The following is a 22,508-nucleotide window of genomic DNA, read 5'->3' as shown; positions in this document are numbered from 1 at the left end:
CCGCGTACCGAGCGACAACACGGATCGATATCCGTTGTCACGGCATGGGGGCCTATCTCTACCATCAGGGCTGGCCCCCATAGCCCAATTGGCAGAGGCAGCGGACTTAGAATCCGCCAGCGGTGTCATAGGCGTGTGGAACACTGGCAGCAGTACGAGATGCCGACCCACTATTTTCCGCTAGGTATAAGAGCCGCAATAGCTTTGGAGAACTAATGCCGTACGTCAACCCGGAAGATGAACGAGCGTATCAGCGCCTCCATTATGAACAACATAAGGAGTTGTACAAGACAAGGGCCGTCGCGTCTCGCGCAAAACAGCGCATTGAACAGCGCTTGTTGATTAGGCAATATTTGGAGGCTCATCCATGCGTGGATTGCGGCATCGCAGATATACGCGTCTTACAATTTGATCACGTTGAGCGCGGACCCGACATTCGCAGGATTTCCAGGTTGATAGGGACCCGCAATAAGCTGCTTGCTGAGCTTGACAAGTGTGAGGTCAGGTGCGCCAACTGCCATATGATTAGGACTGGCGTCCAGCTTGACTGGAAGACGAGGACGTAGACTCTTCTCGGTCGAGCCCCAGTAGCCCAACGGCAGAGGCGAAGGACTTAAAATCCTTGAGTTGCGAGTTCGACTCTCGCCTGGGGCACGTCGAGTTACCGCGAGTTGCATCGTAATTGGGCTACGCGGGCGTGTCGTTGTGCAGCGCAGTCCGAAGTCTCTGCGCCGCTATTTCGCGCGACCACACTCTCGGTCAAAGAGTAGGGGACACTCGCTTCGTGCACTTAGCTCGGCGACGGCCAAACCCCTAGTGCCCTAGTGCCTACTTCTAATTCAGCTCTCCGTGCCGGACGATCGGATTCCGACGGCGCAAATACGTCGCCATCGCAGCATCCCGCCACGAGCGGTCTTGGCCTTCTGCGCCGCTATCCATGCCGCCACATCAGCATCGTCGTAGAACACGGTGCCCCCAACCTGGATGAGCGCCTTCCCTCGCCGCGGTACCGCCACCAGCGCCATGTGCCCTCGGATATGCCGTACTGCTCTACGAGTTCGGCTGTCTTCTTGTGTGCCATCGTCTGGGTTCGAGTCCCAGTGGGGGCACTGCAAATGGCGGCTCCTCATGGCCCGAGGAGACCGGAGTTATTGCGGAAAGCCCAGGCTCCAGCCCCGGTAGGTCCAGCCAGACCCCACATGGGGGCGGGGCAGAATCTGGATGTTGTGCCCGTCGCCGTACCCTCGCTTGAGCCCTTGGACGCCGCCGGAGATATACGTTCCGTCACCGCGGGCAATGTCGATGTGGGCGCCATACGGGCTCTTGCTGAAGACAAGTGCCCCCCGCGGGGCATCCATGTCGGTGTGTATTTGGCCCTGTCGAAGAAGGGTTTGGTACATGGTTTCGGCGGCGCCGTCCCACCCGTACTGGCCCTGCGGCACGCCGTAAGCCCAGGCCACAAAAGCCTCGCATCCGTATGGGCCGAACTGGTCTGAGCCGAGCGCGGCTTCGGCCTTCGAGATCGCGGCTTCCGCTCCGGGAATCGTGTCAGCTGAGGCGCTAGGTGCAAATAAGAATGAGGCGGCAAGTAGGGCGGCCGAAAGTGCCAGACAGATTCGGACGTTCAACTCGTTACTCCATTCCCTGCGTACACCATGGACTCGTCGATGGGACGTCACTCGAATCGGCTCAAGCGAGTTTCAATGGCGTTCAGGCGCTCTTCAGGTGACGCTCAGATACCCATCGTGCGGTAGTTAAAACTGCTAGGCAACTCGGGACCGCCGATGATCGCGGTCGGCCTTTGGGCGACTGGCGGAAGCACCCGCGTCCCGCTAAGCCGTAATGCGCGACGATGCACGCCTCCTGCGCCAAGGACGTCGAGCGCCGACATACTCTTCGACGGTGAGTCGGAGACATCGCTGCCCGAAGCGCTCAACGTGGCCGTGGCGGGGCATCAGCTACCTCATGATCGTGCTGACACTGACATTGACCGGTTGCCAGCAGTCGCCGCCCGACCGCCGCACGCAGGCCGACCAGCTCACTGAGCAGGTCCGGGCGCTGCCCGGAGTGGCTGCGGCCAACCTCGATTACGCCGACGCCTTCCTAGCGGGCAACGTGCATGCCTGGTTGACGGTCGACGTCACCGACGCCGCCACCGCCGACCAGATCGCCGCCGTGGCCGCCCGATACCTCGAGGGGTTGCGGGCCGTCGACTACGGCGGCTACGACACCGAGCTCGACATCCGGCATGGCTGGAACCTGTTCGCTGTCGACAGCGGGCAGCACGCGGTCACCAACACCGATCAGATCATCGGGCAGGCCCGTGATTGGGCGGCGCTGCGCCACGAATTCTCCCGCGCCACAGTCACTTTGCGCGCCACCGTCACCCATCCGCCGCAGAGTTCGGCACGCCCCGACCTTGGTCATGCCAGCATCGGCACGATCGACATGCCCGATGCCGACTACGCCTCAGTCACCTCGGCGATCACCACGTTGGGTGCCCGATTCCCCCAATTGTCCGCTGGCACATGGACGGTCAGTGCAACCAATCACGCGCGCACTGCGCAGATCAGCACCTCCCAGCGGCTGCCGACTGGCCAGGAACTCGCGATGTGGGGCACGCTCAACGCCGACCAGGCCACGCCGCACTCCGACGCAATGGCGATCAACCCACCGCAGGCCCCGCCGGTCTGGATATCGGAGGAAGTGACCTCCCACGATCCGGCGGTCGCGGTCGCGCTCGCCGAGCGGCATCTACCAATCGCGGCGACGCTACCCCCACCGCTGCTGTACACCGCCACCGATGAGCTGCAGGGACGTCGCGACTTCAACGCTCGCACCACCGGCCCCGTCGCCATCACGATCGGCGGCTGCACTGTGCGCACCTACGCGCCAGACCCGACCGAGCAGCGCTTCATCCATACCTACGAAACGTGCAGGGCCTGAAGGTCTAGCGTCGACTGCCTGCCTTCTGCGGCGGCACCGTTGGACGTCATCACGCAGAACGTATGATCTCTGAGTGGACGGCACCTACTGAACTGCAGATATTGGTTCTACATTGACCGCCAGAGCACACTGGTCATACACTCTTAGGATATATGTCCAAAGCCATGCGCTAACGAAGGTCGAGGCATCGATGAATGCGCGCAGTACCGTTCCGAACGTCTTCGAGGCCGACCTCCCCAGGTTCAACTACGACCTCACCGCCACTCCGCATGACATCCTCGAAGACGTCAGGCTGGCGCAATCGCGTGCGCCCATCGCCATCGGCCCCCTCGGTCCGGAGATACTGTCCTACGAGTTGGCTCGGGAAATATTGCGCGACAACAGATTCCGCCTGCCGCCCGGCATCACCTTAGCGGCGCAGGGCATCACGTCGGGTCCGTTGTTCGACAAGATGGCGACTAGCCTGCTGGGGCTGGACGGTGCACCTCATGTTCGGTTGCGCAAACTGGTTTCCAAGGCGTTCACGCCCCGCGCGACGTCACGTCTCCAAGACACGATCCACGAGGTGGTCAACGGACTGATCGATCGGGTGATGGACGCCGGACGGTGCGACGTCGTGACCGACATCGCGCGTCCGTATCCCACCCCGATCATGTGCGCGTTGCTCGGTGCGCCTCGAGAGGATTGGCAGCTGTTCGCCGACTGGACTGAGGAGGTCTTCAAAGCCCTCAACTTTCAGCCCGATGCCAAGTTCGACGAGTCCGCGATCATGCGCGCATGGCGTGAACTCGACGCGTACGTCGACGACATGGTCGCCGCTCGCCGAGGCAATCTGACCGATGATCTGCTGTCTGAGCTCATACGCGCTGAAAGCGACGGCGACCGGCTCAATCTCGACGAACTCCGCATGCTGGTGGCCGGCTTCTTGATGGCGGGAACGGATACGACGCGAAACCAACTGGCGGCGTCGGTTCAAGTGCTGTGCGAGCATCCGGACCAGTGGACGAAGCTGCGCGACCATCCAGAACTTGCGATGCAGGCGGTCGAGGAGAGCATGCGCCACTCACCTGCCGCCTGCATCGTGCCGCGAGCGGCCGTTGACGATGTCGAGTTCGGTGGCTATATGTTCCCGGCGGGCACCTTCGTACTCGCGAATACCTTTGCGGCCAACAGAGATCCAGCGATCTACGACGATGCTGACCGCTTCGACATCACACGCAAAGACGTTCCGGCGATCCTGACCTTCGGCGGTGGCGCGCACTACTGCCTGGGGGCCAATCTCGCACGTCGGGAACTGGCGGAAGCACTCACAGTTCTCACTCAACGCCTGCCCGCACCCCACCGAACCGGTCCGGCCCCGTGGAAATCCCTGCTCGGAATGACAGGCCCGACGACACTTCCCATCGAGTTCGAAGCGAAAGCGCTCGTGACAGCGAATGCGTAGTCGCGGCTGGGCGGGATCAACGCCCGCCTCGGACGAGGAGGCGATCGCCCGCATTCTGGACGCGGTAGACGAAGAGGTCGCCGAGCACGGACCGGCGCTACGCCTTGCCGACGTCGCCCGCAGGCTAGGCATCACCCGCCAGACGGTGTACCGCTACTTTCCCAATGCTGACGCGCTGCTCATCGCCAGCTCGATGCGTGCGGTCAACGGGTTCATCGACCAGGTCGTCGAACACGCCAGCGGACTCAACGACCCCGTCGTCGCAGTCGTCGAATGTGTTTCGTTCGGAGTCGAGAACCTCTCCGGTGATCCGCAGCTGGAGAACCTATTGAGCCGTCGACATGAAGGCGAAGCCATCACTTCGTTGACCTCCGACACGGCGATCTCATTCTGCTTGACGGTTTTCCACCGCCTTGACGTCGACTGGAAGCTTCACGGCTTCGACACCACCGCGCTCGGTGAGCTTGCCGAAATGACCTTGCGCACAGTGCAGTCCCTGCTGACTGATCCTGGGCAGGTGTCGCGCAGGGATCTCCCGCTACGCCGGTTCGTTGCGCGATGGCTCGGTCCAGCGATCCTCTATCCACGAATGACGTCGCTGGCTAGAGCTGCCGCGCCGACTGGCTAAGCTCAGCTGGCTTCGTGTGACCGTGACCGGCCCATCCGCCACTTGGTCTTCTTCGGCGTTTGGTAGTAGTCCTCGGTCCAGGCGTCCATCATCGTGTCGGCGTCGCTGTGCACGGGGTTATTCGTCACCTGCCATCCGCGACCTTCAATCTCCTTCGTGCACCACCGTATCAACGACCCCTCGGCGCCGATCTCCTCTGCAAGAAGAACCCGCTCCTCTGACGTCAACTTGTCGCTGAACGCGTCCATGCAGTTCTTCAAGCGAAAGTAGGGAATGGCTTCATCGAATCGCCGACACAGTTCGACGAGTTCCTTTCGGGCCTGGTCCAGCAAGGGGGTCGGCTCGCCGTGTTCGGCCGCCGGGACCGCCGGCTCTTCGTCTGCGCTCGGCTGCGCCGTGCCTTGCGCGTCGTCGGCGGGCTGCGTCAGCTCGCGAAACCTGACGCGCAGCTCCTCGAGCTCAGCGGTCGCCGCTTCGGCTTTCTCCCGCCACCATCTGACGTGGTACTCGACCAGCCTCGCCTCACAGTCAGGGCAGACAGCCGCTGGACGGAATGTCGGGTCCAGCGGGGCCGCATTCGCGAGCACCAGCCCGCAGAGCGCTTGGTCGTTGCGGTGGTTTAGGTAGTTCTGGTGGTGCACCACAGAGGAAGATGTCTCGTGCACGTAGTTGTGGGGTGGTTCCACACTGCGAACGTAGTCGAGGAGTGCCGTCGCGTTCGGCGGTTCTGGGAATCGATCGTCGGCACAATGCAACTCGGTCGGTTCGACCCGTGCCTGTGAAGTTCAGACCTTGGTGGCACCCATGTCGACTGTCAGCTGCGTTGCCGTGACGGCGCGCGAGAGATCCGAGGCCAGATATATGACCGCATCGGAGATGTCGTCGACTGCGGCGGGAAACGGAGTGGACAGCACACAGCCGAAGGACATCAGGTAGTTCGTGTGGGCGCTGAGCAACTCCGCGACTTTGGGGTCTTCACTGAGCACCGTGGCGACGCCCCAGGGGTGGATGGAGTTGACCCTGATGTTGTACTCCCCGAGCTCAATGGCCGCAGATTTCGTCAGCCCCACGACACCGTGCTTGGCTGCCGAATAGTGACTCTGGCCCGGCAATGCCTTCAGTCCCGCGACCGAGCTGATATTCACGATGGATCCACCGTTGCCTGCCGAAAGCATATGGGGGACCGCGGCTTTCATCGTGCGCCACACCCCGGTCAGGTTCACGTCGATCATCGTCTGCCACTGGTCGTCCGGCATCTCCCAGAAGCGCCCCCAGTCGCTGATGCCCGCGTTGGCGACGACGACGTCCAGGCGTCCTCCGAAGCGCTCGACGCCGTCAGCCAGCACCGTGTCCATCGCGCCGGAGTCCCGCACATCAGCGATCTCCATCAGGCATGGCCGGCCCTCGGCCTCCACCAGTCGAACCGTTTCCTTGAGTTCGGCCTCGGTGGCGCCGGGGCATCCGCAATACGGTGACACGTCGGCGGCGATGTCGATGCCGATGATCGACGCCCCTTCGCGCGCGAGGCGCACCGCGTGATTGCGGCCCATGCCGCGCGCCGCGCCGGTGACGAAGGCGACCTTGTTCTCCAGCAGACCCATGACAATCCCCCGACTCGCTGAACTCCGCTATGTATTACATAGCTGTCCGCTGGCGAAGTCCGCAGTGAATTCGCGAAGGTCACCACCAGTAGTGGGGATATTTCGCGCGGTTGATCTTGTTGCCCACCAGGCCGACGGCAACAAGAATGGCTGCCGCAGAGCCGATTAGGACAACGAACTCCCAGCGCGGGATGGCGGGTGCGACGGCGATCATCGCGGTAGCGGCCGCCGGTGAATGCGACATCCGCATCAGCTTCATGCCGCCAAGAGCCAGCGCCCCGGCAACCGCTCCGCCCCATAAGGCGTCCATGCCGATGGTGCCGACAAGAACCCCGACCATCGCCGACATGATGTGCCCGCCGATGACATTGCGCGGTTGCGAGAGCGGGAAGTGCGCACCGCCGATGACCAACGCCATGCTGGCCGCCAACGGCGGAATCAGCCACGGTTCCCGGGTCAGCGCCGTCAGCGCGGCCACGATGCCGAGCGCTACGAGGCTCACGATCGTTTCGACCACGATGACCTGGAGTCTCTGCCGTGGCGGCGCTGAACTTGCATACCAGCGCGACCTGGTCGGGGCGGGTGCCTCGGCCTGCGTCACTGAACCTCCCGAACGGTCAAGCCATCCCGGAGAAAGCTAGGTCGTCGGTTTACCTGAAGGCAACAATTGTGTGATTCACACTAATTATCAAGCGGCACAAGGAATGTCGATGCAAGCGCTACCGCTAGCCGGCTACGGTTTGCCGACTGTCGCCGGCCCCCGATTCATGTGCGTTATCGCTGCCCGTCATGACAGGCATCCCGCGCTCATGGGCGCCGGCCTCGTTGATAGCCCATTCGGTGAGCAACTCCTCGAGTTCCTCGTCGATCGACTTCGGGGCAGGCTCACGAACACGCGCGGCTTCGGCAACCAGTGCGAGGACGACGAACTGGGCCGCCCCGAGCAGCAGCAGTGGCCAGGCTGCTCCAGCCACCACGGCGACGGACGCCGGGCGCGACACACGCCGACCCATCAGCGCCAGGCCGATCGCGGTGACGACCCAGCCGGTCAGATAGGTGTAGAGAACTGCGTTGATCATGATGCACAGTGTCAGCAGCGCCGCTTGGGGGATTCTTGGCGACCGCGTCAAGATCAGTTGCTGAGCAGCGTTTTCGCAAATCGGATAGGCGTCACGTAAGCCGGATTTTCTTTTGCCGTTTCGCACATGAGTTCGGGTCAAGGGTGAGAGGGTTGTCCCAAGTCGGGGATGCATCAACATGCTGGGGGAAGTAAATGGGTGCATCGGCATATATCGGTCGTGTAGGCGGTCTGGCGGTGGCGCTCGGGGTGGGAGCGGCGATAGCTACTGGCCAGGGCGTTGCCTGGGCCAGTCCAACCGACACGGATTCGTCGAAATCGTCGGCATCGGCACCCGCTGATGCCGATTCGAATGCGGCATCCGACGCATCGACCACCAAGTCCCCCCCTACCGACTCGTCGTCCGAGACTTCGGCGTCCAAGCCGGAGACCGTAGCGCCGGCCGACGAGGCTGAGGCGGCCGACAGTACCGAAGCCGGGTCCGCCGATACGGACACCGAAGTAGCTGCCCCGTCGGCGCACCGGCCGAAGAAGCGGTCGGCTACCAACACGGTCCGTGTCGAGAAAAAGGCGTCCGCCCGGCCCGCCGCCAAGGTGGCCGATGCGTCGACCAGTCGCTTGTCAGCCACCACGTCGACAGTCGACGTCGCTGACAAGGTCACCATCGAGAAGCCCGCTGCCACCCTGCAAGCCGGCCCTGTCACTGTCGTGCCCGCCACCGTTGCCTCGCCGACCGCATTCACGCTGGCCGCACCACGGACCATAATGGTGACTTCTCAGCCAACGGCTGCGCGGCTGACGCTCCCGCGGCTGGTGACAAATCTGTTGTCGGCCTTCGGGCTTGGCTCGCTTGCCGCCAATATCCCAGGCGTGCCCAGTTGGTCGCCGCTCGGGCTGGCGCTGCTCGCATTGGGAGCGCGCCGAGAAACCGAGCAGACGGTCTCCACGGCCGGCGCGCCCGTCGCCGCGTTGGCGCTGACACCGACAGCCGCGGCGCTGGCATCGTCGGAACCGGGAACGACGAGGACCCCGGTATCGGTGAGCACCAACACGCAATTCATCGAATATGTGACCGGGCCGGGCGGTTTGAACGACACGCAGAGGCGCTTCGGCATCGGCGGCACCGACCTCGGAATCATGTGGGACAACGGAATTGCCGACGATCCGACCACCGCGGTCAACGAACATCAGGTGTTGATCGCGTTCGGCGACACGTTCAGCAACAGCTTCCCCGTCCGGTCCGGCATATGGCGCATGAACACGCTGTTCCGCAGTTCGGACGCGAACCTGTCGAACGGGTTGTATGTGCCTGCCGGCATTCAGAACGACCCCGGCAAGTACAGCGGCTCGCCGATGACCGATCCCAACTTCTCGAGAGAGATCCTCGGCCATCCCTCGTACGGCATCGGACAGCCGGAAGTGACGATCATCCCGACCGCGGCGATCTCGGTTCCCGGTGCCGGACCGAACGGCGGGACGCGGCAATACATGAACTTCATGGCCGTCAGGTCATGGGATACACCAGGCCGCTGGACCACGAACTACTCGGGCATCGCGTATTCCGATGACAACGGCCAGAATTGGCGGGCCGAGTTGGTGCCGGCGTCATCTATCCGCACTGCAGCGCCGGGTCGGTCCACGGTGCCGTACATCTCTGGTAACCAGAACTTCCAGCAGGGCGCGTTCGTCAAGCCGCCGCCGGGCTCGGCAGATGCCGCCGCGGGCTGGGTCTATTCGTACGGCACTCCGTCGGGCCGCGGCGGCACGGTGTACCTGTCACGGGTCAACCAGTACCAAATACTCGACCAGACGAAGTACCAGTACTGGAACGGGACGAAGTGGGTGGCCAACAACCCGGCCGCCGCCAAGCCGATCCTGCCGGGAAAGCAGACCACCGGCTTCTTTGGCTTCGGCGCGACCACGGTGTATCCCAGCGTTGGAGAAATGTCCGTCCAGTACAGCCCGTATCTGAAGAAGTACGTGATGCTCTACGCCGACGGTGGCAACAACGTCGTCATGAGGACATCGGATACGCCACAGGGAACATGGTCGGCGCCAAAGACTTTGGTGACATCGGCAAAGATGCCCGGTCTCTACGCTCCTATGATCCACCCCTGGTCCGGCACCACGAATGTGCCCGACTCCGACCAGAAGTACCTGTTCTGGAACCTGTCGACCTGGGGCAACTACGAGGTACGTCTGATGCGTACCGACTTGACGAAGGTATAGCGGCCGCGATCCGCAAGATTTGGTAACAAGCTGGTCAACGGTGCGCGCCGTGCGAAGATTGCTGCCGTCGCGCTGCTAGGTTGCCCGCGTGAGGCTGATGATCGGCAGGATCTGCGTGGCGTTGCTGGCGGTGCTCACCGCGATCGCGGTTCAATCGCCGACGGCGGCAGCGTATTCACGCAACGGTCTGCCCGTGGAGACCCTCGAGGTGCCGTCGCCGTCGATGGGGCGCGACATCAAGGTGCAGTTTCAGGGCGGCGGTCCGCACTCTGTGCTTCTGCTCGACGGACTTCGCGCCCAGGACGACGCCAACGGCTGGGACATCAACACCGCGGCGTTCGAGTGGTTCTACCAGTCGGGCATCTCGGTCATCATGCCCGTCGGCGGACAATCCAGTTTCTACACCGACTGGTACCAGCCTGCGACGGGCAGTTCAGGAACCCTGACGTACAAATGGGAGACCTTCCTGACGCAAGAGCTACCCGCGTGGCTCGCCGCGAACAAGGCGCAGGCGCCGACGGGCAATGCCGTTGTCGGACTGTCGATGTCGGGCAGTGCGGCGTTGACTCTGGCCATCTGGCATCCGACGCAGTTCATCTTCGCCAGCTCATTGTCCGGATACCTCAATCCGTCAATGGGCTTGTGGCCCACGCTGATCGGCGTCTCGATGAAGGATGCGGGCGGATACAGCGCCACGAACATGTGGGGGCCGACGTCTGACATCGCTTGGCGCCGTAACGACCCGATGGTCAACATCAGCACGTTGGCGGCCAATAACACCGCGCTATGGATCTACTGCGGCAACGGCGTCACCGGCGAGCTCGACGACGGCGCGAACCTCGGCAACCAATACAGCGCCCAGGTGCTGGAGAACATCACGTTGTCGACGAACAAGGAGTTCCAGCAGAAGTACGTCGCGGCCGGCGGTCACAACGCGGTGTTCAACTTCCCCGCCGACGGCACGCACAGCTGGGGCTACTGGGGATCGCAGCTGCAGGCGATGAAGCCTGATCTGGTGCGGATCATCGGCACCCAACCACCGGCTGGCTAACCGAACTGTGTCTGCGGGCGCGCGAGCTTCACACCGTCGACCGTGAGGTCGAGTTTCTCGTTGTAGAACGCGACCATTCCTGTGATCGGGGCGACCGCCGGTAGGGGATAGTGGTACGTCCACGCCAGGTCGGGATGGACGGCGTCGCCCGCCCGCACCGACCAGTAACCGGACGTGACGCCCTTGTACGGGCACAGCGTCTGCGTATCAGACGGCTCCAAATGCTCGAACGCCACGTCGGTCCTGTCGATGTAATACCTTGTCGGCAAACCGGTTTCGAACAACAGTACCGGGCTGTGCGTGTCGGCCAGCACCACGCCGTCCAGCTCCACGATGACGTGACGGTGCGAGCGCAGCGCGTCAACCCGGGCATACGGATTGCGGGGATGACCCCAGATAGGCTCGTCCTCCTCGAACCACGCCAGCCGGTCCCATTCGAAACGCACCAGGCCGGCGACGGGACCCTCGCCCTCATCGAAGACCCGCGCGGCCGAGTCGTACGTCTGGCCGCCGCCGACCAATGCGAAGGTCCGCGACGGACCCATCTGCACCTTCTGCGGATGGTTCTCGTCTTTCAGGAACTCGCGACGAACGTCGGCGAGCGGGATGTAGTACTGCGGGTAGTACGGCACTTCCCAGACGTAGCGCGCCGAGGTCGTGTCAAAGACCAACTGGTCGCCGAGGAAGCCACGGACCCGGCGTGGGGCCGGCTCAAGTCGGCCGCGGACCGCGGCCATCTGGGGATAGTCGGTTGTCGGCTGCTGAGATGTAGTGCTCACCTCTCCATCATGGCCAAAGTCGCGCCTACAGTGAATGGATGCGCATCGCCATCGCGGTTGTTGGAGTGGTCGTTTTCTTGTTCGGCCTGCTGTGGGCCCTGCAGGGCTTCGGCGTCGTCGGCGGAAGCCCGATGAGCAACACGACGACCTGGTCCATCATCGGTCCGATTGTCGCGGTGATCGGCATCGTGGTCGCAGTCGGCGCGCTTCGCCGCCCCAAGTCGTAATACCCAAACTCCGACGGTAACGCCATTGCATGACGGCGCGTGACGTTGCTCGGTCAGCTAGCCGCCAATTCCGTTACGGCTGAATGGAATTCGGCGTAGCGTCGAGGCATGGCAGTTGTATTGCGACCAGGTGACAGTAACGATCTTGTCCGGCTGTTGCAGGCTCGGCTGAACCGCGACTACCCGCTGTACTCCAACCTCGTCGTCGACGGAATCTACGGGCCGCGCACCACGGCAGTGGTCCGCGAATTCCAGCGACGGGCGGGCCTGGTGGTCGACGGCATCGCCGGACCGCAGACGCTGGGACGCCTTGGACTGAACTTCGATCAGCCTCCGCCGCTGCCAACCAATCTGCCGTTCTTCTACTGCGCCTCCGGCACCTGGGCCACGCCGTTTCAGGGGCCCCCGTTCGACGTGGGCTGGCGCCTGGAGCAGATGGGCCGGGTCCGCAACCAGCCAGTCGGCTACCCCGCGGCGGGCTTCCTGTATCCGAATCCGTTCCTGAGCTACAACGAATCCGTGGCGCAGGGCGTCGCGGAGTTGATGCGGCTGATCCTGATGAATGCCGGACAGTTCTACCTCTGCGGGTACAGCCAGGGCGCCGAGGTGGTGGTGCGAACGCTGCGACTGATGCTGCCCGGCCAACCGCTGGCGCACCGCGCCGGTGATCTGCTGAAGGTGATCACGTTCGGCAGCCCATGCCGTCCGCCCGGGCCAACGCTGCTCGGCAACAACCCGCCGGGGGCCGGCATTTCCGGCATCTACACACCTGACCAGTTCCGCTCGCGCACATACGATTTCGTCCTGAACGGCGACATGTACGCCACGACCACCGACGACACGCTGCTGCATCTCGGCTACGAGGCCCTGACGCCGCTGGAACTCGAGTTGCCGTTCGCTCTGAAGATCTTCACCTTGATCCAGAGCAACGAATTCCTCGCCCTGCTCAACCTCGCGAATACCCCGGAGACCATCGCGAAACTGATCAGAACTTCGATCGTCGTCGGCGACTTCCTGATCCGAAATCCTCACATCCACTACGGCGACTGGCCCGATTTCAACGGGGTCAACGGCGTCGACCGCGCCGTGCAGATCATTGCGACGGGTTCGACGGGCGGCCCTTAGGCCGATCATTGAGTCGTGTGGCACGACTGGTGGACGATCCCGCTCGGCATCGCCTGTGGCCTCGTGCTGCTGTGGGCCGCCCTTGCGACGGTGCTGTGGCTGACCAAACCCGGCGATCATGACCTCAAGGAAGCGCTGCGTCTGCTGCCCGACGTGATTCGTCTGATCAAGCGGTTGGCCGCGGACCCGGCAACGCCGCGTGGCGTCCGGATCAGGCTGTTGCTGCTGCTCGGCTACCTCGCGCTGCCATTCGACCTCATTCCGGACTTCGTCCCGGTGCTCGGTTACGCCGATGATGCGATCATCGTCGCGCTGGTGTTGCGCTCGACGACGCGCAGGGCGGGGCCCGACGCGTTGGCCAAGCACTGGCCGGGCACGCCGCAGGGACTCGCGGCGCTCAACAGGCTGTGTCGGCTGAACGGCAAATGAACTTCTGTGATCCAGCTAACACGGCAAGGTCTGTCTTTTGTTTCCCGACGCACCCACGCATCAGGCGTCCCGCCAACGTGCCCGGCAGGTGACAGGTGTCGAGAAGTTTGCTGTCGTGTCGGGTGTGATCTGCCGCTCATTTTCGCTCAGAAACATAAGAAGTCGTTATCTGTAAGCCGCAGACTTTCGATAATCCAAAGGTTGCCAGGAGGTCGTATGACCAGCTAAACCCGGCAAATCGGATTGCCAGCTGAATATAACAACTGCATAACGAAGAGTTTCTTAAGCGGCGCCTGAGAGCTTCCGCGCAATTTCGGCCGATTGGCCATGTCACCCGCTCGTAACACGCTATTTCGTCGCTAGACTCGACGCAGATCGCGCCGAACAGGCGCAGATGACCTGCAATCTAGGGCCGGTGCACGCCCATACCGGCGGAGGTACCGATTGAATATGGCTAACTTTTTGTTGCCTGAGAGCACTACTGATTCGCATGTGAATAACGAGGCGCAGGTTGATCCCGACGTCGCCATCGTGGGCAGCGTCGCGGTGCGGCGGGGGCCGATCGGCGACATCGCTGCGGGCGACGTCGTCGTCGCCGCCAATCACGGCCACGACAGCATCTCGTTCATCAATCCCGATGGACTCGTCCTCGAGCAGACCATCGGCGTCCCCGGCGAGCCGGTCGCGGTCGTCATCTCGGGTGACCGCGCCTATGTGAGCACCACGTCGGCGACCTATGACTCTGTAGCGGTGGTCGACACCACCACCAGGACAGTGATCGCGAACTACCCGCTGGCCTTCGGTGTCACCGCGCTGGCCATCAGCCCGGACGGCAAGCGCGTCTATGCCGGCCGCACCGGTGACAGCCACGTCGACGTCGCGGTCATCGACACCACCGCCGACCGCGTCGGCACCATCGACATCGCGTCCGGCGCCGGCATCGGCATCGACGCCATCACCGTCGACCCGACCGGCAAGCGTCTGTATGTCGCGACCACCGATGTCCGCGGCAGCCAACTCGTAGTCGTCGACGCCGAGACCACCCGCGTGGATCGCAAGGTGTGGGTCGGCTCGCCGATCCGCGACGTCGCTTTCGCCGACGGCACCGCATACGTGCTGACCTCGGACCGTGAGCGCGGGGGAGCCGTCAGTGTCATCGACATGGCGGCCAATCGGATCACGGACACCATCGAGCTCGGTATCGGCGCCCCGACGCAGATGGCGCTCAGCCCCGACAAGACCCGCGCGTACATCGTCGACTACGACCATGTCGCGGTGGTGTGCACGCTGACCCACCGAGTGGTTACCAAGATCTCAATCGATGCCCGGCCTTCTTGTGTCGCAATGACTTCCGACGGTGGCCGGCTCGTCGTCGCCGACTACGACGGCTACGTCGGTGTCTTCACCGTCGCGTCGACTTTGCCGATGTTCTATTCGCAGCTGGTGGCCACTGAGCCGATCGGCGTGCCTGCGCGCGAACTGGAGCCCGTCACCGCCTGAGTGGTTGCGCGTGGGAAAACGCGTAGTGAACTACGCGTAGCCGGCATGGCAGACCTTCCTACGGTTCAAAGCACGGTTTTTACACGTGCTCAGACCAGGAGGACACCATGCCCGGGCCCGCAATTGACTTTGGTGCGCAGGGCGGCGATCCAAGCCGCGGGGTCGATATCGACCTCAGCACCTGCGTAAACCGCTACGGGCCTGCGCCCGCCGCAATCGCCGCGCTGCGTGGTTTCGAGCCGGCCGACATCGTGATGCATCCGTACGAGGCAGCGCCGCAGCTGATCGACCTGTACCGCGAATCAACCGGGGTGTTGCACGGCGAGATGATCGCGGGCCGCGGTGCCAGCGAGTTCATCTGGGCGATGAGCCGCGAGCTCGACCACGCCTCGGTGCAGGTGCCGATGCCGGCATATACCGATTACCTGAAGGCGTTTCCCGGCCGCGGATTCAATCCTTTTGCGACGCAGATCCCGTCGCTGGAACTGATCGATGAAGCGCTGAACGCCGCCGGCGCCGTGATCATTTCGAATCCCCACAACCCAACCGGCACGCATCTCGATTCCGAAGGGCTCATCGCCGTCGCTGCCGCGCATCCCGCCGCAGTGCTGGTGGTCGACGAGTCCTACATCGACTTCACACCGGATCCCGCAGGCTGGTCGGTGCTCGGTTGCGAGGTGCCCAACGTCGTGGTGCTGCGCTCAACGACAAAGTTTTACGGCATCGCCGCCACGCGTACGGGGATCGCGTGGTGCGCTGAATCCGCCCCCCTGGCAAGTCTTTTCGGGCAGCAGGAGAACTGGGGATTATCCGGTGTCGACGTCCGCGTCGCCTGTGCGGCGGTGCGGGATCTCGACTGGTCGAATCGCAGCCGAGCGCAGATGCACACCGACAACGCGTGGCTCGCCGAGACCTTGTGCGGCGTCAGCGGCCTCGAGCTGTGTGCCAACAAAAACGTGCACTTTCAATACGCATTCTGCGAACGCTCCGCAGAGGTGGCTGAGATATTTCGCAGGCATGGGATCGGTGTGCGCGTGCTGGGCGCCGCCCATGGGGTTCGGCCCGACGCGCTGCGCATCGTCGCACCCCGTCATGACGAGCGAGAGCGGTTCGCTGCTGCCCTCGCGGACGTGATCGATGAGCGCGCCGCGGCCTGACCACATCGGCGTGGTGGGAGTTGGCCTGGCCGCCGTCGGTGCGGTGGCCTACGGCATCGCCACGGTCATCGGTCGGTCGTTGGCGGGTGCCGGCGTTGACTCGGCGACCGCGCTGGGCATTCGGTTTTCGATCGCTGCGGTCATTCTCGCGGTGTTGATGCGGCTGCGTCACGTGTCGATGCGGCCGGCCGCGGGCGAGTGGCTACCGATTGTGCTGCTCGGCGCGATCGGCTACACGCTGGAGTCGACGCTGTTCTACCTGTCACTCGGCCATGGCACCGCGGCCGCTTGCATCCTGTTGTTCTACGCGTATCCCGCGATCGTCACGGTGATCGAATTCGCCCGGGGCAGAGAACGAATCACCAAAACAACGGCGATGGCATTGGGGTTGTCCGTCGCCGGTACAGCGAGCGTGGTCGCGGTCGGCCGCGACGTGTCGATCTCGCCGGCGGGCATCGTCCTCGCGCTCGTGGCGGCGACTGCGTACGGGTTGTATCTGGTTGTCGGGCGCGATGTCCGACGGCAGACCGACGCGATGACCGCGGCATGCTGGGTCGCGACAGGTGCGGCGGCGGCATCGCTGACGCGGGGTGCCGTCGGTGGCACGTTGCGGGTGCCGACGGGTCATCTGTTACAGATCGTCGGCTATGGCGCGGTGACTGCGGCCGCGTTCGCGTTGACGTTCGCGGCGCTGGCACGGATCGGCGCAAGCCACACGGCCGTCGTCTCGACGCTGGAGGCAGCGTCGACGGTAATGCTCGCGGGCATAGCTCTGGGCGAGGGTATTACGCCGGCGCAGGCGTTCGGTGGCGCGGCGATTCTGGCCGCGGCGGCGCTCATTGCACGCTCGCACCCGGGCGAGCGTGCGCGAAATGCCCGCATCGTCCGGCGTGTCGGCGTGCAGACACGCACGCTCGCGGTAGAGGGGTAGAGGGGTAGAGGGGTAAAGGGGTAGAGGGGTGACGGGCTAGCGCCAGGTGTAGCGGGTCTTAGGCCGGCCTGCCTTGCCGTAGTCGGTCTGCCGCGTGACCGTGCCCTCGTCGGCGAGACGCTCGAGGTACCGCCAGGCCGTCACGCGTGACACGCCGATCTGCTTTGCGACCTCGTCGGCGGTGATGCCGTCGACGGAATCCCGGACCGCACGCGCGATCTCGTCGTTGGTACCGGGTGCTGCGCCCTTGGGTGCGGCGGATCTGTCTGAGCCGACACGCAATTCGGCAAGCGCGCGATCGACCTCGGCCTGGCTGGCCGCATCGGTGCCTGCCGGCAGTGCCTCGCGGTAGCGCTGGTAGCGCTCAAGGCGGTCGCGAAACGCGGCGAACGTGAACGGCTTGAGCAGATACGCCAGCGCGCCGTGGCCGACCGCGGCGCGGACCATCTCCAGGTCACGCTCAGACGTGATCGTGATGATGTCGGGTGCTGGGCGCAGGCCCGACAGACCGGACGCCAGCGCGATGCCGTTGGCATCGGGCAGTCCAATGTCGAGCAATACCAAGTCGATTGGCTCCTCAGCGGCGAGCGCCTCCGATGCGGCACGCATCGCGTCGCGGGCGGTGTGCGCGACGGCCGCCACTGAGAAGCCTTGCAGGCGACCCAGATATGTGCGATGCGCCTCGGCGATCAGCGGCTCGTCCTCGACGATCAACACGCGGATCACGACTTCACCGTCACTGTCACGACTGAACCGTAGGTCACATCGGCGGTCAGCGTGCCGTTGTGCCGCTTCACGACCTGAGCAACCAACGCCAGGCCAAGGCCGTGTTGTTCGGCGTCGGAACCCGCTTTCGTCGAATAGCCGCGCTGCATGGCCTTTTCGAATGTCGCGGTGTCCATGCCGGGGCCGCTGTCGGCCACCCGGATCAGCAGCGTGCCGTTGTCCTGGGCGACGGTCACCTCGATCCACGGGTCGTCGCGGTCGCAGGCGTCCATCGCGTTGTCGATCAGGTTGCCGAGCACCGTGACCATCTCCTGACCGGACAGCGCGAGATCGTCGGCGTTGGAAGGCAGGTGCGTTTCCTCGGTGACGGTCAACTCGATGCCGCGTTCGTCGGCCTGGGCGGTCTTGCCGAGCAACAACGCGACCAGTGCGGGTTCTCCGACGGCGCTGGAGAGCCGGTCGACGAGTTGCTGGGACAGCTCCAGCTCGTTGGTGGCGAATCTGACGGCTTCGTCGGCGCGGCCCATCTCGACCATCGTGACGATGGTGTGCAGCTTGTTGGCCGCCTCATGCGCTTGCGAGCGCAAGGAGTCGGTGAGCACCTTCAGTGAGCTGAGTTCGCCTAGCGCGCCCTGTAATTCGGTGCGATCGCGGATGGTGACGACTTCGGAGTCGCGCGGGCCGTCTTCGACAGGGGAGCGGTTGACCACCAGCACCCGGTCGTCGGTGACGTGCACCTCGTCGCGCGCTCCGGGGTTGTAGGTGCGCAGGAACTGCGGCAGATCCGTCCCGTCCACGGGTCCGGGTGGCAGTGCGAGCAGCCTGCGCGCCTCGTCGTTGGCCAACGCGACGCCGTTGCGATCCAACACGATCAGCCCCTCCGACACCGAATGCAGGATCGCGTCGTGGTGTTCGTACATCACGCGTAGCTCGTCGGGCCGCAGTCCGTGCGTCTGCCGGAACAACCGGCGCCGGATCGCCCACACCCCGACCAGTGCAATGGCGAGCGCGCCGACGCTGACAGCGACGATCGTCGGCACCTGCGAACGCCAGCGGTCGGCCAGGCTCTGCTGCAGGATGCCCGCCGACACGAGACCGACGATGTGCCCGCTGCCGTCGCGCACGGGTGCCACGGCGCGGATCGACGGCCCAAGCGTGCCGGTGTAGACCTCGGTGAACGTTTCTCCGCGCAGCGCAGGCTCGATGGTGCCGATGTACTTCCCGCCGATCTGTGTGGGATCGGTGTGGGTGAAGCGCGTCCGGTCGGGCGCCATGATCGTGATGAACGCGATGTCGGTGTTCTTGCGGACGGCCTCGGTGACGGGCTGCAAAGTCTCTGTGGCCCTTCCGGATTGGATTGCGGCGGCCGTCGACGGCGAATCGGCCAGTGCCGTCGCGATGCCGAGCACCTGCTGCCGCGCTGCGTCGTCACCGTCGCGGGCTGCGTCGAACAATGCCAGGGCGCTGCCGGCCAGGACCACCACCGCGATCACGAGGATCTGCAGTGCGATCGCCTGAGTCGCCAGTGACCACGGCCGCGAGCGGCCAATGGAGCGGTTCACGGGTTCATCTTGTCTGTTGACGCCCCTGACATCGGCCGATCGCGAGGAATCGGCTGGCCTGGTTACCATCGGCGCCTATGTGGCCACCTCCGCCGGCGCCAGGCTGGTACCCGGACCCGCGCGGCGTTTCCGGCCAGGCGTACTGGGATGGTCAGCAATGGCTGCTCCCGCCGCAGCGCAAGTCGTCGCGGTGGAAGACTCTTGTCATCGTCGCCGGCGCCGTCTTCGTCGCGGTTGCCTTGATGCTGGCTTCACCACTCGGTCAGAAGGTGATCCATAAGTCGAAGTCGACGCAGAGTTCGGCCCCATCGGGACCAGCGCCGGCGGCTCCTCAACACCCGTCGCAGGTGAAGCTCAACCAGGAGGGCCGGGACGGCAATCTGACGTTCCTGGTCACCTCCGTCGATTCAGCGGGAACCTCCGTCAACGTCCACCTGAACGTCAAGAACGCAGGCAACCGCCCAGTGGTTTTCTGGACCGACAACCAGCGGCTGTGGGTTGGCGGACAGTGGTTCATGCCGGATAAGGCGGCTGCGGCGAAGGCCGGCACCACGAGCGTCAAGCTCGAGCCGGGGAAGTCCGCGACGGTCGTCGTGCCGTTCACCGTTCCCGCCGGAAACACCGACTTGGACCACATCGAACTGCATGACGCAGCGGTGTCAGCGGGCCTATCCGTCGTGCCGCGGCCGTAGCCTGCGCAGCGGATGCAGTTGAACGTAATGAACTAAAACGTGACCTGGCTCACCTTCTAGCCGAGAGTCCAATGCACACCACTTTGGATTTCGACCTGGAGGGACGCCATGACCACGAGTTTGGAAAGGCAGCCGGTGGCCGAGCCACCGCGCCGACGCGATCGCACCCATTGGCTCTACATCGCCGTCATCGGCGCCGTGCTGGCGGGCATCGTCGTCGGTCTGGTGGCGCCTGAGGTCGGCAAGAGCGTCGGCGTGCTCGGCACGATGTTCGTCAGCCTGATCAAGATGATGATCGTGCCGGTCATCTTCTGCACGATCGTGCTCGGCATCGGCTCGGTGCGCAAAGCCGCGACTGTCGGCAAGGTCGGCGGTCTTGCGTTCGTCTACTTCATGGTGATGTCGACGTTCGCGTTGGCGATCGGCCTGGTGGTCGGCAACCTGATCCATCCCGGCAGCGGCATGCACATCACCGAGAAGACCGCGAGCAAGGGCGCCGAGCTGGCTGAGAAGGCTCACGAGTCCGGCGGCCTCATGGACTTCGTCCAGCACATCATTCCCGACACGCTGTTCTCCGCGCTGACGGCAGGCAATGTGCTGCAGGCGCTGTTCGTCGCGCTGCTCGTCGGCTTCGCGCTGCAGGCGATGGGTCGTCAGGGCGAGCCGATCCTGCGCGGCATCGAGCATCTGCAAAAGCTCGTCTTCAAGGTTCTCGTGATGATCCTGTGGCTGGCTCCGATCGGTGCGTTCGGCGCGATCGCCAACGTCGTCGGCCAGACCGGCTGGTCCGCGGTGACCCAGCTACTGACGCTGATGCTCGGCTTCTACATCACCTGCGTGCTGTTCGTGTTCGGCGTCCTGGGCGTCATCCTGCGCGTCGTGTCGGGCGTTTCGATCTTCAAGCTGGTGCGCTACCTGGCCCGCGAGTACCTGCTGATCTTCTCGACCTCGTCGTCGGAGTCGGCGTTGCCGCGGCTGATCGCGAAGATGGAGCACCTCGGTGTCGACCGCAGCACCGTCGGCGTCGTCGTGCCGACCGGCTACTCGTTCAACCTGGACGGCACCGCGATCTACCTGACCATGGCGTCGCTGTTCATCGCAGACGCGATGGGCGCCCCGATGTCCGTCGGTCAGCAGATCGGTCTGCTGGTCTTCATGATCGTCGCGTCCAAGGGCGCTGCCGGTGTGACCGGCGCAGGCCTGGCGACCCTGGCCGGCGGCCTGCAGGCCCACCGCCCCGACCTGCTCGACGGCGTCGGCTTGATCGTCGGCATCGACCGGTTCATGTCCGAAGCCCGGGCCGTGACGAACTTCTCCGGTAATGCCGTCGCGACAGTGCTCGTGGGCTCGTGGACCAAGACGATCGACCGCGACAAGGTGAACGCCGTCCTGGGTGGAGAGGACCCGTTCGACGAGCTCACCATGGTTGATGACGATCGCGCCCCGCACGCCGAAGAGCCGCCACAGGAGCGAATCCCTGTGCCGGTGTAGGGCGCGCGAAGGAAAGGCCCGGCCGAGCCCCTCCGGCCGGGCCTTTCTATTGCCTCGAGACCCCTTGAGACGTTCGGAAAGTTTTTGAAAATCCCTTGAACCCCCTGCGGCCTCCGCCCGTTGAACCGGCTGACATCCACCAACGGAAAAGATACGGAGGCTCGCCATGCGTGCCATCTTGTTCACACTGATCGGGTTGGCCGCGGCGGCTTGCGGTTTGATCCTTGCCCCTTCGGCGTTCGCAGCCGAGTCCGCAATCGTCACCATCGGCTCGTTGCAGGCCCAGGGCTTCGACGTCAAGATTGACCGCGTCGGGAGCGCGCCGCTCTCCGACTGCGTGGTCACCAGCGTTCGAAACCCAAGGAATAGAACGGAATTCGTCCCTGTGCTCGGCGATCATGAGCGCGGCGGCGTCGTCCCCGTGATCGTCGACCGTACCGTCACGGTGTCGCTGGACTGCTCAGGGCGCTGACAATGAAAGACCCGGCCGGAGTAACCGGTCGGGTCTTTCGTTGTGAATCGGGTCAGCTCAGCGCGAGCAGTTCAGGGTCACCGAAATCGTCTGACTCGTAACCACTTGCACAAGCACGCGGTCGCCGTCCTTGCCCGGACCGGTGTACGGCACCCACTGTGTGACTCGCTGAGGGTTCCTGACACTCGTCACCACGCACTGGTCAAGCGGGCCGGTGCCGACGCGGTCGATGTTGACGGTGTAGCCCTCGCTCTGCAGCCGACTGATCGTCTCCTGGGCCGTCTCCTCGGCCGATGCGAGGCCAGCGGGGGCCGCGACCGCTGCACACACACCCGCAACCACGGCGGCGAGCATCAACTTTGTCGGCACAATCCAATACTCCTCCCATTGCCGAGCAGACGCAAAACTGCCCTTTTTCGGCAACATTTCGGCCGTTTTGC

23 protein-coding genes and 1 tRNA gene are annotated in these 22,508 nt (G+C 64.1%); 15 read left to right on the top strand and 9 right to left on the bottom strand.

Annotated elements, in window-relative coordinates; genetic code table 11:
• Window positions 1–581: 581 nt before the first annotated feature.
• A tRNA-Leu gene (locus GGC64_RS33550) sits at window positions 582–654 on the top strand.
• 494 nt (window positions 655–1,148) lie between these two features.
• On the opposite strand, the gene GGC64_RS33545 is transcribed toward GGC64_RS33550, so the two are convergent.
• Window positions 1,149–1,628 (bottom strand): hypothetical protein, encoded by a 480-nt coding sequence (locus GGC64_RS33545; protein WP_192726910.1) that lies wholly within the window; start codon window positions 1,626–1,628, stop codon window positions 1,149–1,151.
• 274 nt (window positions 1,629–1,902) lie between these two features.
• On the opposite strand from GGC64_RS33545, the gene GGC64_RS33540 reads away from it, so the two are divergent.
• The 3 genes from GGC64_RS33540 to GGC64_RS33530 all read left to right on the top strand — a co-directional run bounded on the left by GGC64_RS33540 (window position 1,903) and on the right by GGC64_RS33530 (window position 5,018).
• A complete protein-coding gene (locus GGC64_RS33540; protein ID WP_192726909.1) occupies window positions 1,903–2,946 on the top strand; it encodes a hypothetical protein in 1,044 nt (347 codons plus the stop codon).
• 190 nt (window positions 2,947–3,136) lie between these two features.
• Entirely contained in the window at window positions 3,137–4,390 is a 1,254-nt protein-coding gene (locus GGC64_RS33535) for a cytochrome P450 (protein ID WP_192726908.1), read from the top strand.
• Window positions 4,383–5,018, top strand: a complete 636-nt coding sequence (locus tag GGC64_RS33530; RefSeq protein ID WP_192726907.1) for a TetR/AcrR family transcriptional regulator — start codon at window positions 4,383–4,385, stop codon at window positions 5,016–5,018. Before GGC64_RS33535 ends, GGC64_RS33530 begins: the two co-directional genes overlap by 8 nt.
• A 2-nt stretch (window positions 5,019–5,020) precedes the next feature.
• Here the strand turns inward: GGC64_RS33530 and GGC64_RS33525 are convergent, their stop codons facing one another.
• The 4 genes from GGC64_RS33525 to GGC64_RS33510 all read right to left on the bottom strand — a co-directional run bounded on the left by GGC64_RS33525 (window position 5,021) and on the right by GGC64_RS33510 (window position 7,698).
• Window positions 5,021–5,704, bottom strand: a complete 684-nt coding sequence (locus GGC64_RS33525; RefSeq protein ID WP_192726906.1) for a hypothetical protein — start codon at window positions 5,702–5,704, stop codon at window positions 5,021–5,023.
• A gap of 99 nt (window positions 5,705–5,803) precedes the next feature.
• Complete coding sequence (locus GGC64_RS33520; protein ID WP_192726905.1) at window positions 5,804–6,619, bottom strand: mycofactocin-coupled SDR family oxidoreductase; 816 nt, start codon at window positions 6,617–6,619, stop codon at window positions 5,804–5,806.
• A 79-nt stretch (window positions 6,620–6,698) separates the two neighbouring features.
• Window positions 6,699–7,136: an HPP family protein gene (locus GGC64_RS33515; RefSeq protein WP_369434745.1), complete on the bottom strand. Its 438-nt coding sequence runs from the start codon at window positions 7,134–7,136 to the stop codon at window positions 6,699–6,701.
• Window positions 7,137–7,344: 208 nt separating this feature from the next.
• Window positions 7,345–7,698, bottom strand: a complete 354-nt coding sequence (locus GGC64_RS33510) for a hypothetical protein (RefSeq protein WP_192726903.1) — start codon at window positions 7,696–7,698, stop codon at window positions 7,345–7,347.
• A 194-nt stretch (window positions 7,699–7,892) separates the two neighbouring features.
• On the opposite strand from GGC64_RS33510, the gene GGC64_RS33505 reads away from it, so the two are divergent.
• Window positions 7,893–9,926 (top strand): DUF4185 domain-containing protein, encoded by a 2,034-nt coding sequence (locus GGC64_RS33505; RefSeq protein WP_192726902.1) that lies wholly within the window; start codon window positions 7,893–7,895, stop codon window positions 9,924–9,926.
• A gap of 97 nt (window positions 9,927–10,023) precedes the next feature.
• Window positions 10,024–10,977 (top strand): esterase family protein, encoded by a 954-nt coding sequence (locus GGC64_RS33500; RefSeq protein ID WP_192727023.1) that lies wholly within the window; start codon window positions 10,024–10,026, stop codon window positions 10,975–10,977.
• On the opposite strand, the gene GGC64_RS33495 is transcribed toward GGC64_RS33500, so the two are convergent.
• Window positions 10,974–11,714, bottom strand: coding sequence for a DUF427 domain-containing protein (locus GGC64_RS33495; RefSeq protein ID WP_192727022.1), 741 nt, complete (start codon window positions 11,712–11,714; stop codon window positions 10,974–10,976). The genes GGC64_RS33500 and GGC64_RS33495 overlap by 4 nt on opposite strands.
• Before the next feature lie 80 nt (window positions 11,715–11,794).
• Here GGC64_RS33495 and GGC64_RS33490 point away from each other — a divergent pair, with 80 nt between their 5' ends.
• The 6 genes from GGC64_RS33490 to GGC64_RS33465 all read left to right on the top strand — a co-directional run bounded on the left by GGC64_RS33490 (window position 11,795) and on the right by GGC64_RS33465 (window position 17,125).
• Entirely contained in the window at window positions 11,795–11,983 is a 189-nt protein-coding gene (locus GGC64_RS33490) for a hypothetical protein (RefSeq protein ID WP_192726901.1), read from the top strand.
• 108 nt (window positions 11,984–12,091) lie between these two features.
• Window positions 12,092–13,108 carry a peptidoglycan-binding protein gene (locus tag GGC64_RS33485; RefSeq protein WP_192726900.1) on the top strand — a complete coding sequence of 339 codons (1,017 nt, stop codon included), beginning with the start codon at window positions 12,092–12,094 and terminating at the stop codon, window positions 13,106–13,108.
• Window positions 13,109–13,123: 15 nt separating this feature from the next.
• A complete protein-coding gene (locus tag GGC64_RS33480) occupies window positions 13,124–13,537 on the top strand; it encodes a DUF1232 domain-containing protein (RefSeq protein WP_192726899.1) in 414 nt (137 codons plus the stop codon).
• A gap of 492 nt (window positions 13,538–14,029) precedes the next feature.
• Window positions 14,030–15,037, top strand: a complete 1,008-nt coding sequence (locus tag GGC64_RS33475) for a hypothetical protein (protein ID WP_370582475.1) — start codon at window positions 14,030–14,032, stop codon at window positions 15,035–15,037.
• A gap of 107 nt (window positions 15,038–15,144) precedes the next feature.
• Window positions 15,145–16,194, top strand: coding sequence for an aminotransferase class I/II-fold pyridoxal phosphate-dependent enzyme (locus tag GGC64_RS33470; protein ID WP_192726897.1), 1,050 nt, complete (start codon window positions 15,145–15,147; stop codon window positions 16,192–16,194).
• The gene (locus tag GGC64_RS33465; protein ID WP_192726896.1) at window positions 16,175–17,125 is read left to right on the top strand and encodes a DMT family transporter; all 951 of its coding nucleotides are present in this window, start codon (window positions 16,175–16,177) and stop codon (window positions 17,123–17,125) included. Before GGC64_RS33470 ends, GGC64_RS33465 begins: the two co-directional genes overlap by 20 nt.
• Window positions 17,126–17,161: 36 nt before the next feature.
• Here the strand turns inward: GGC64_RS33465 and GGC64_RS33460 are convergent, their stop codons facing one another.
• Window positions 17,162–17,851 carry a response regulator gene (locus GGC64_RS33460; protein ID WP_192726895.1) on the bottom strand — a complete coding sequence of 230 codons (690 nt, stop codon included), beginning with the start codon at window positions 17,849–17,851 and terminating at the stop codon, window positions 17,162–17,164.
• Window positions 17,848–19,413 carry an ATP-binding protein gene (locus GGC64_RS33455; protein WP_370582474.1) on the bottom strand — a complete coding sequence of 522 codons (1,566 nt, stop codon included), beginning with the start codon at window positions 19,411–19,413 and terminating at the stop codon, window positions 17,848–17,850. Before GGC64_RS33455 ends, GGC64_RS33460 begins: the two co-directional genes overlap by 4 nt.
• Before the next feature lie 77 nt (window positions 19,414–19,490).
• On the opposite strand from GGC64_RS33455, the gene GGC64_RS33450 reads away from it, so the two are divergent.
• The 3 genes from GGC64_RS33450 to GGC64_RS33440 all read left to right on the top strand — a co-directional run bounded on the left by GGC64_RS33450 (window position 19,491) and on the right by GGC64_RS33440 (window position 22,068).
• Window positions 19,491–20,105: a DUF4352 domain-containing protein gene (locus GGC64_RS33450; protein ID WP_192727020.1), complete on the top strand. Its 615-nt coding sequence runs from the start codon at window positions 19,491–19,493 to the stop codon at window positions 20,103–20,105.
• A 108-nt stretch (window positions 20,106–20,213) separates the two neighbouring features.
• Window positions 20,214–21,596 (top strand): cation:dicarboxylate symporter family transporter, encoded by a 1,383-nt coding sequence (locus tag GGC64_RS33445; RefSeq protein ID WP_192726894.1) that lies wholly within the window; start codon window positions 20,214–20,216, stop codon window positions 21,594–21,596.
• Between the two features lie 166 nt (window positions 21,597–21,762).
• On the top strand, window positions 21,763–22,068 hold the full coding sequence (locus GGC64_RS33440) for a hypothetical protein (RefSeq protein WP_192726893.1): 306 nt from the start codon (window positions 21,763–21,765) through the stop codon (window positions 22,066–22,068).
• A 57-nt stretch (window positions 22,069–22,125) separates the two neighbouring features.
• On the opposite strand, the gene GGC64_RS33435 is transcribed toward GGC64_RS33440, so the two are convergent.
• On the bottom strand, window positions 22,126–22,437 hold the full coding sequence (locus GGC64_RS33435) for a hypothetical protein (protein WP_369434742.1): 312 nt from the start codon (window positions 22,435–22,437) through the stop codon (window positions 22,126–22,128).
• Window positions 22,438–22,508 lie beyond the last annotated feature (71 nt).

Origin of the sequence: Mycobacterium sp. OAS707, assembly GCF_014873705.1 — a bacterium.
Classification (GTDB): domain Bacteria; phylum Actinomycetota; class Actinomycetes; order Mycobacteriales; family Mycobacteriaceae; genus Mycobacterium.
The sequence above is the reverse complement of the archived record's forward strand: the minus strand, read 5'-3'. Positions and strand labels throughout refer to the sequence as shown.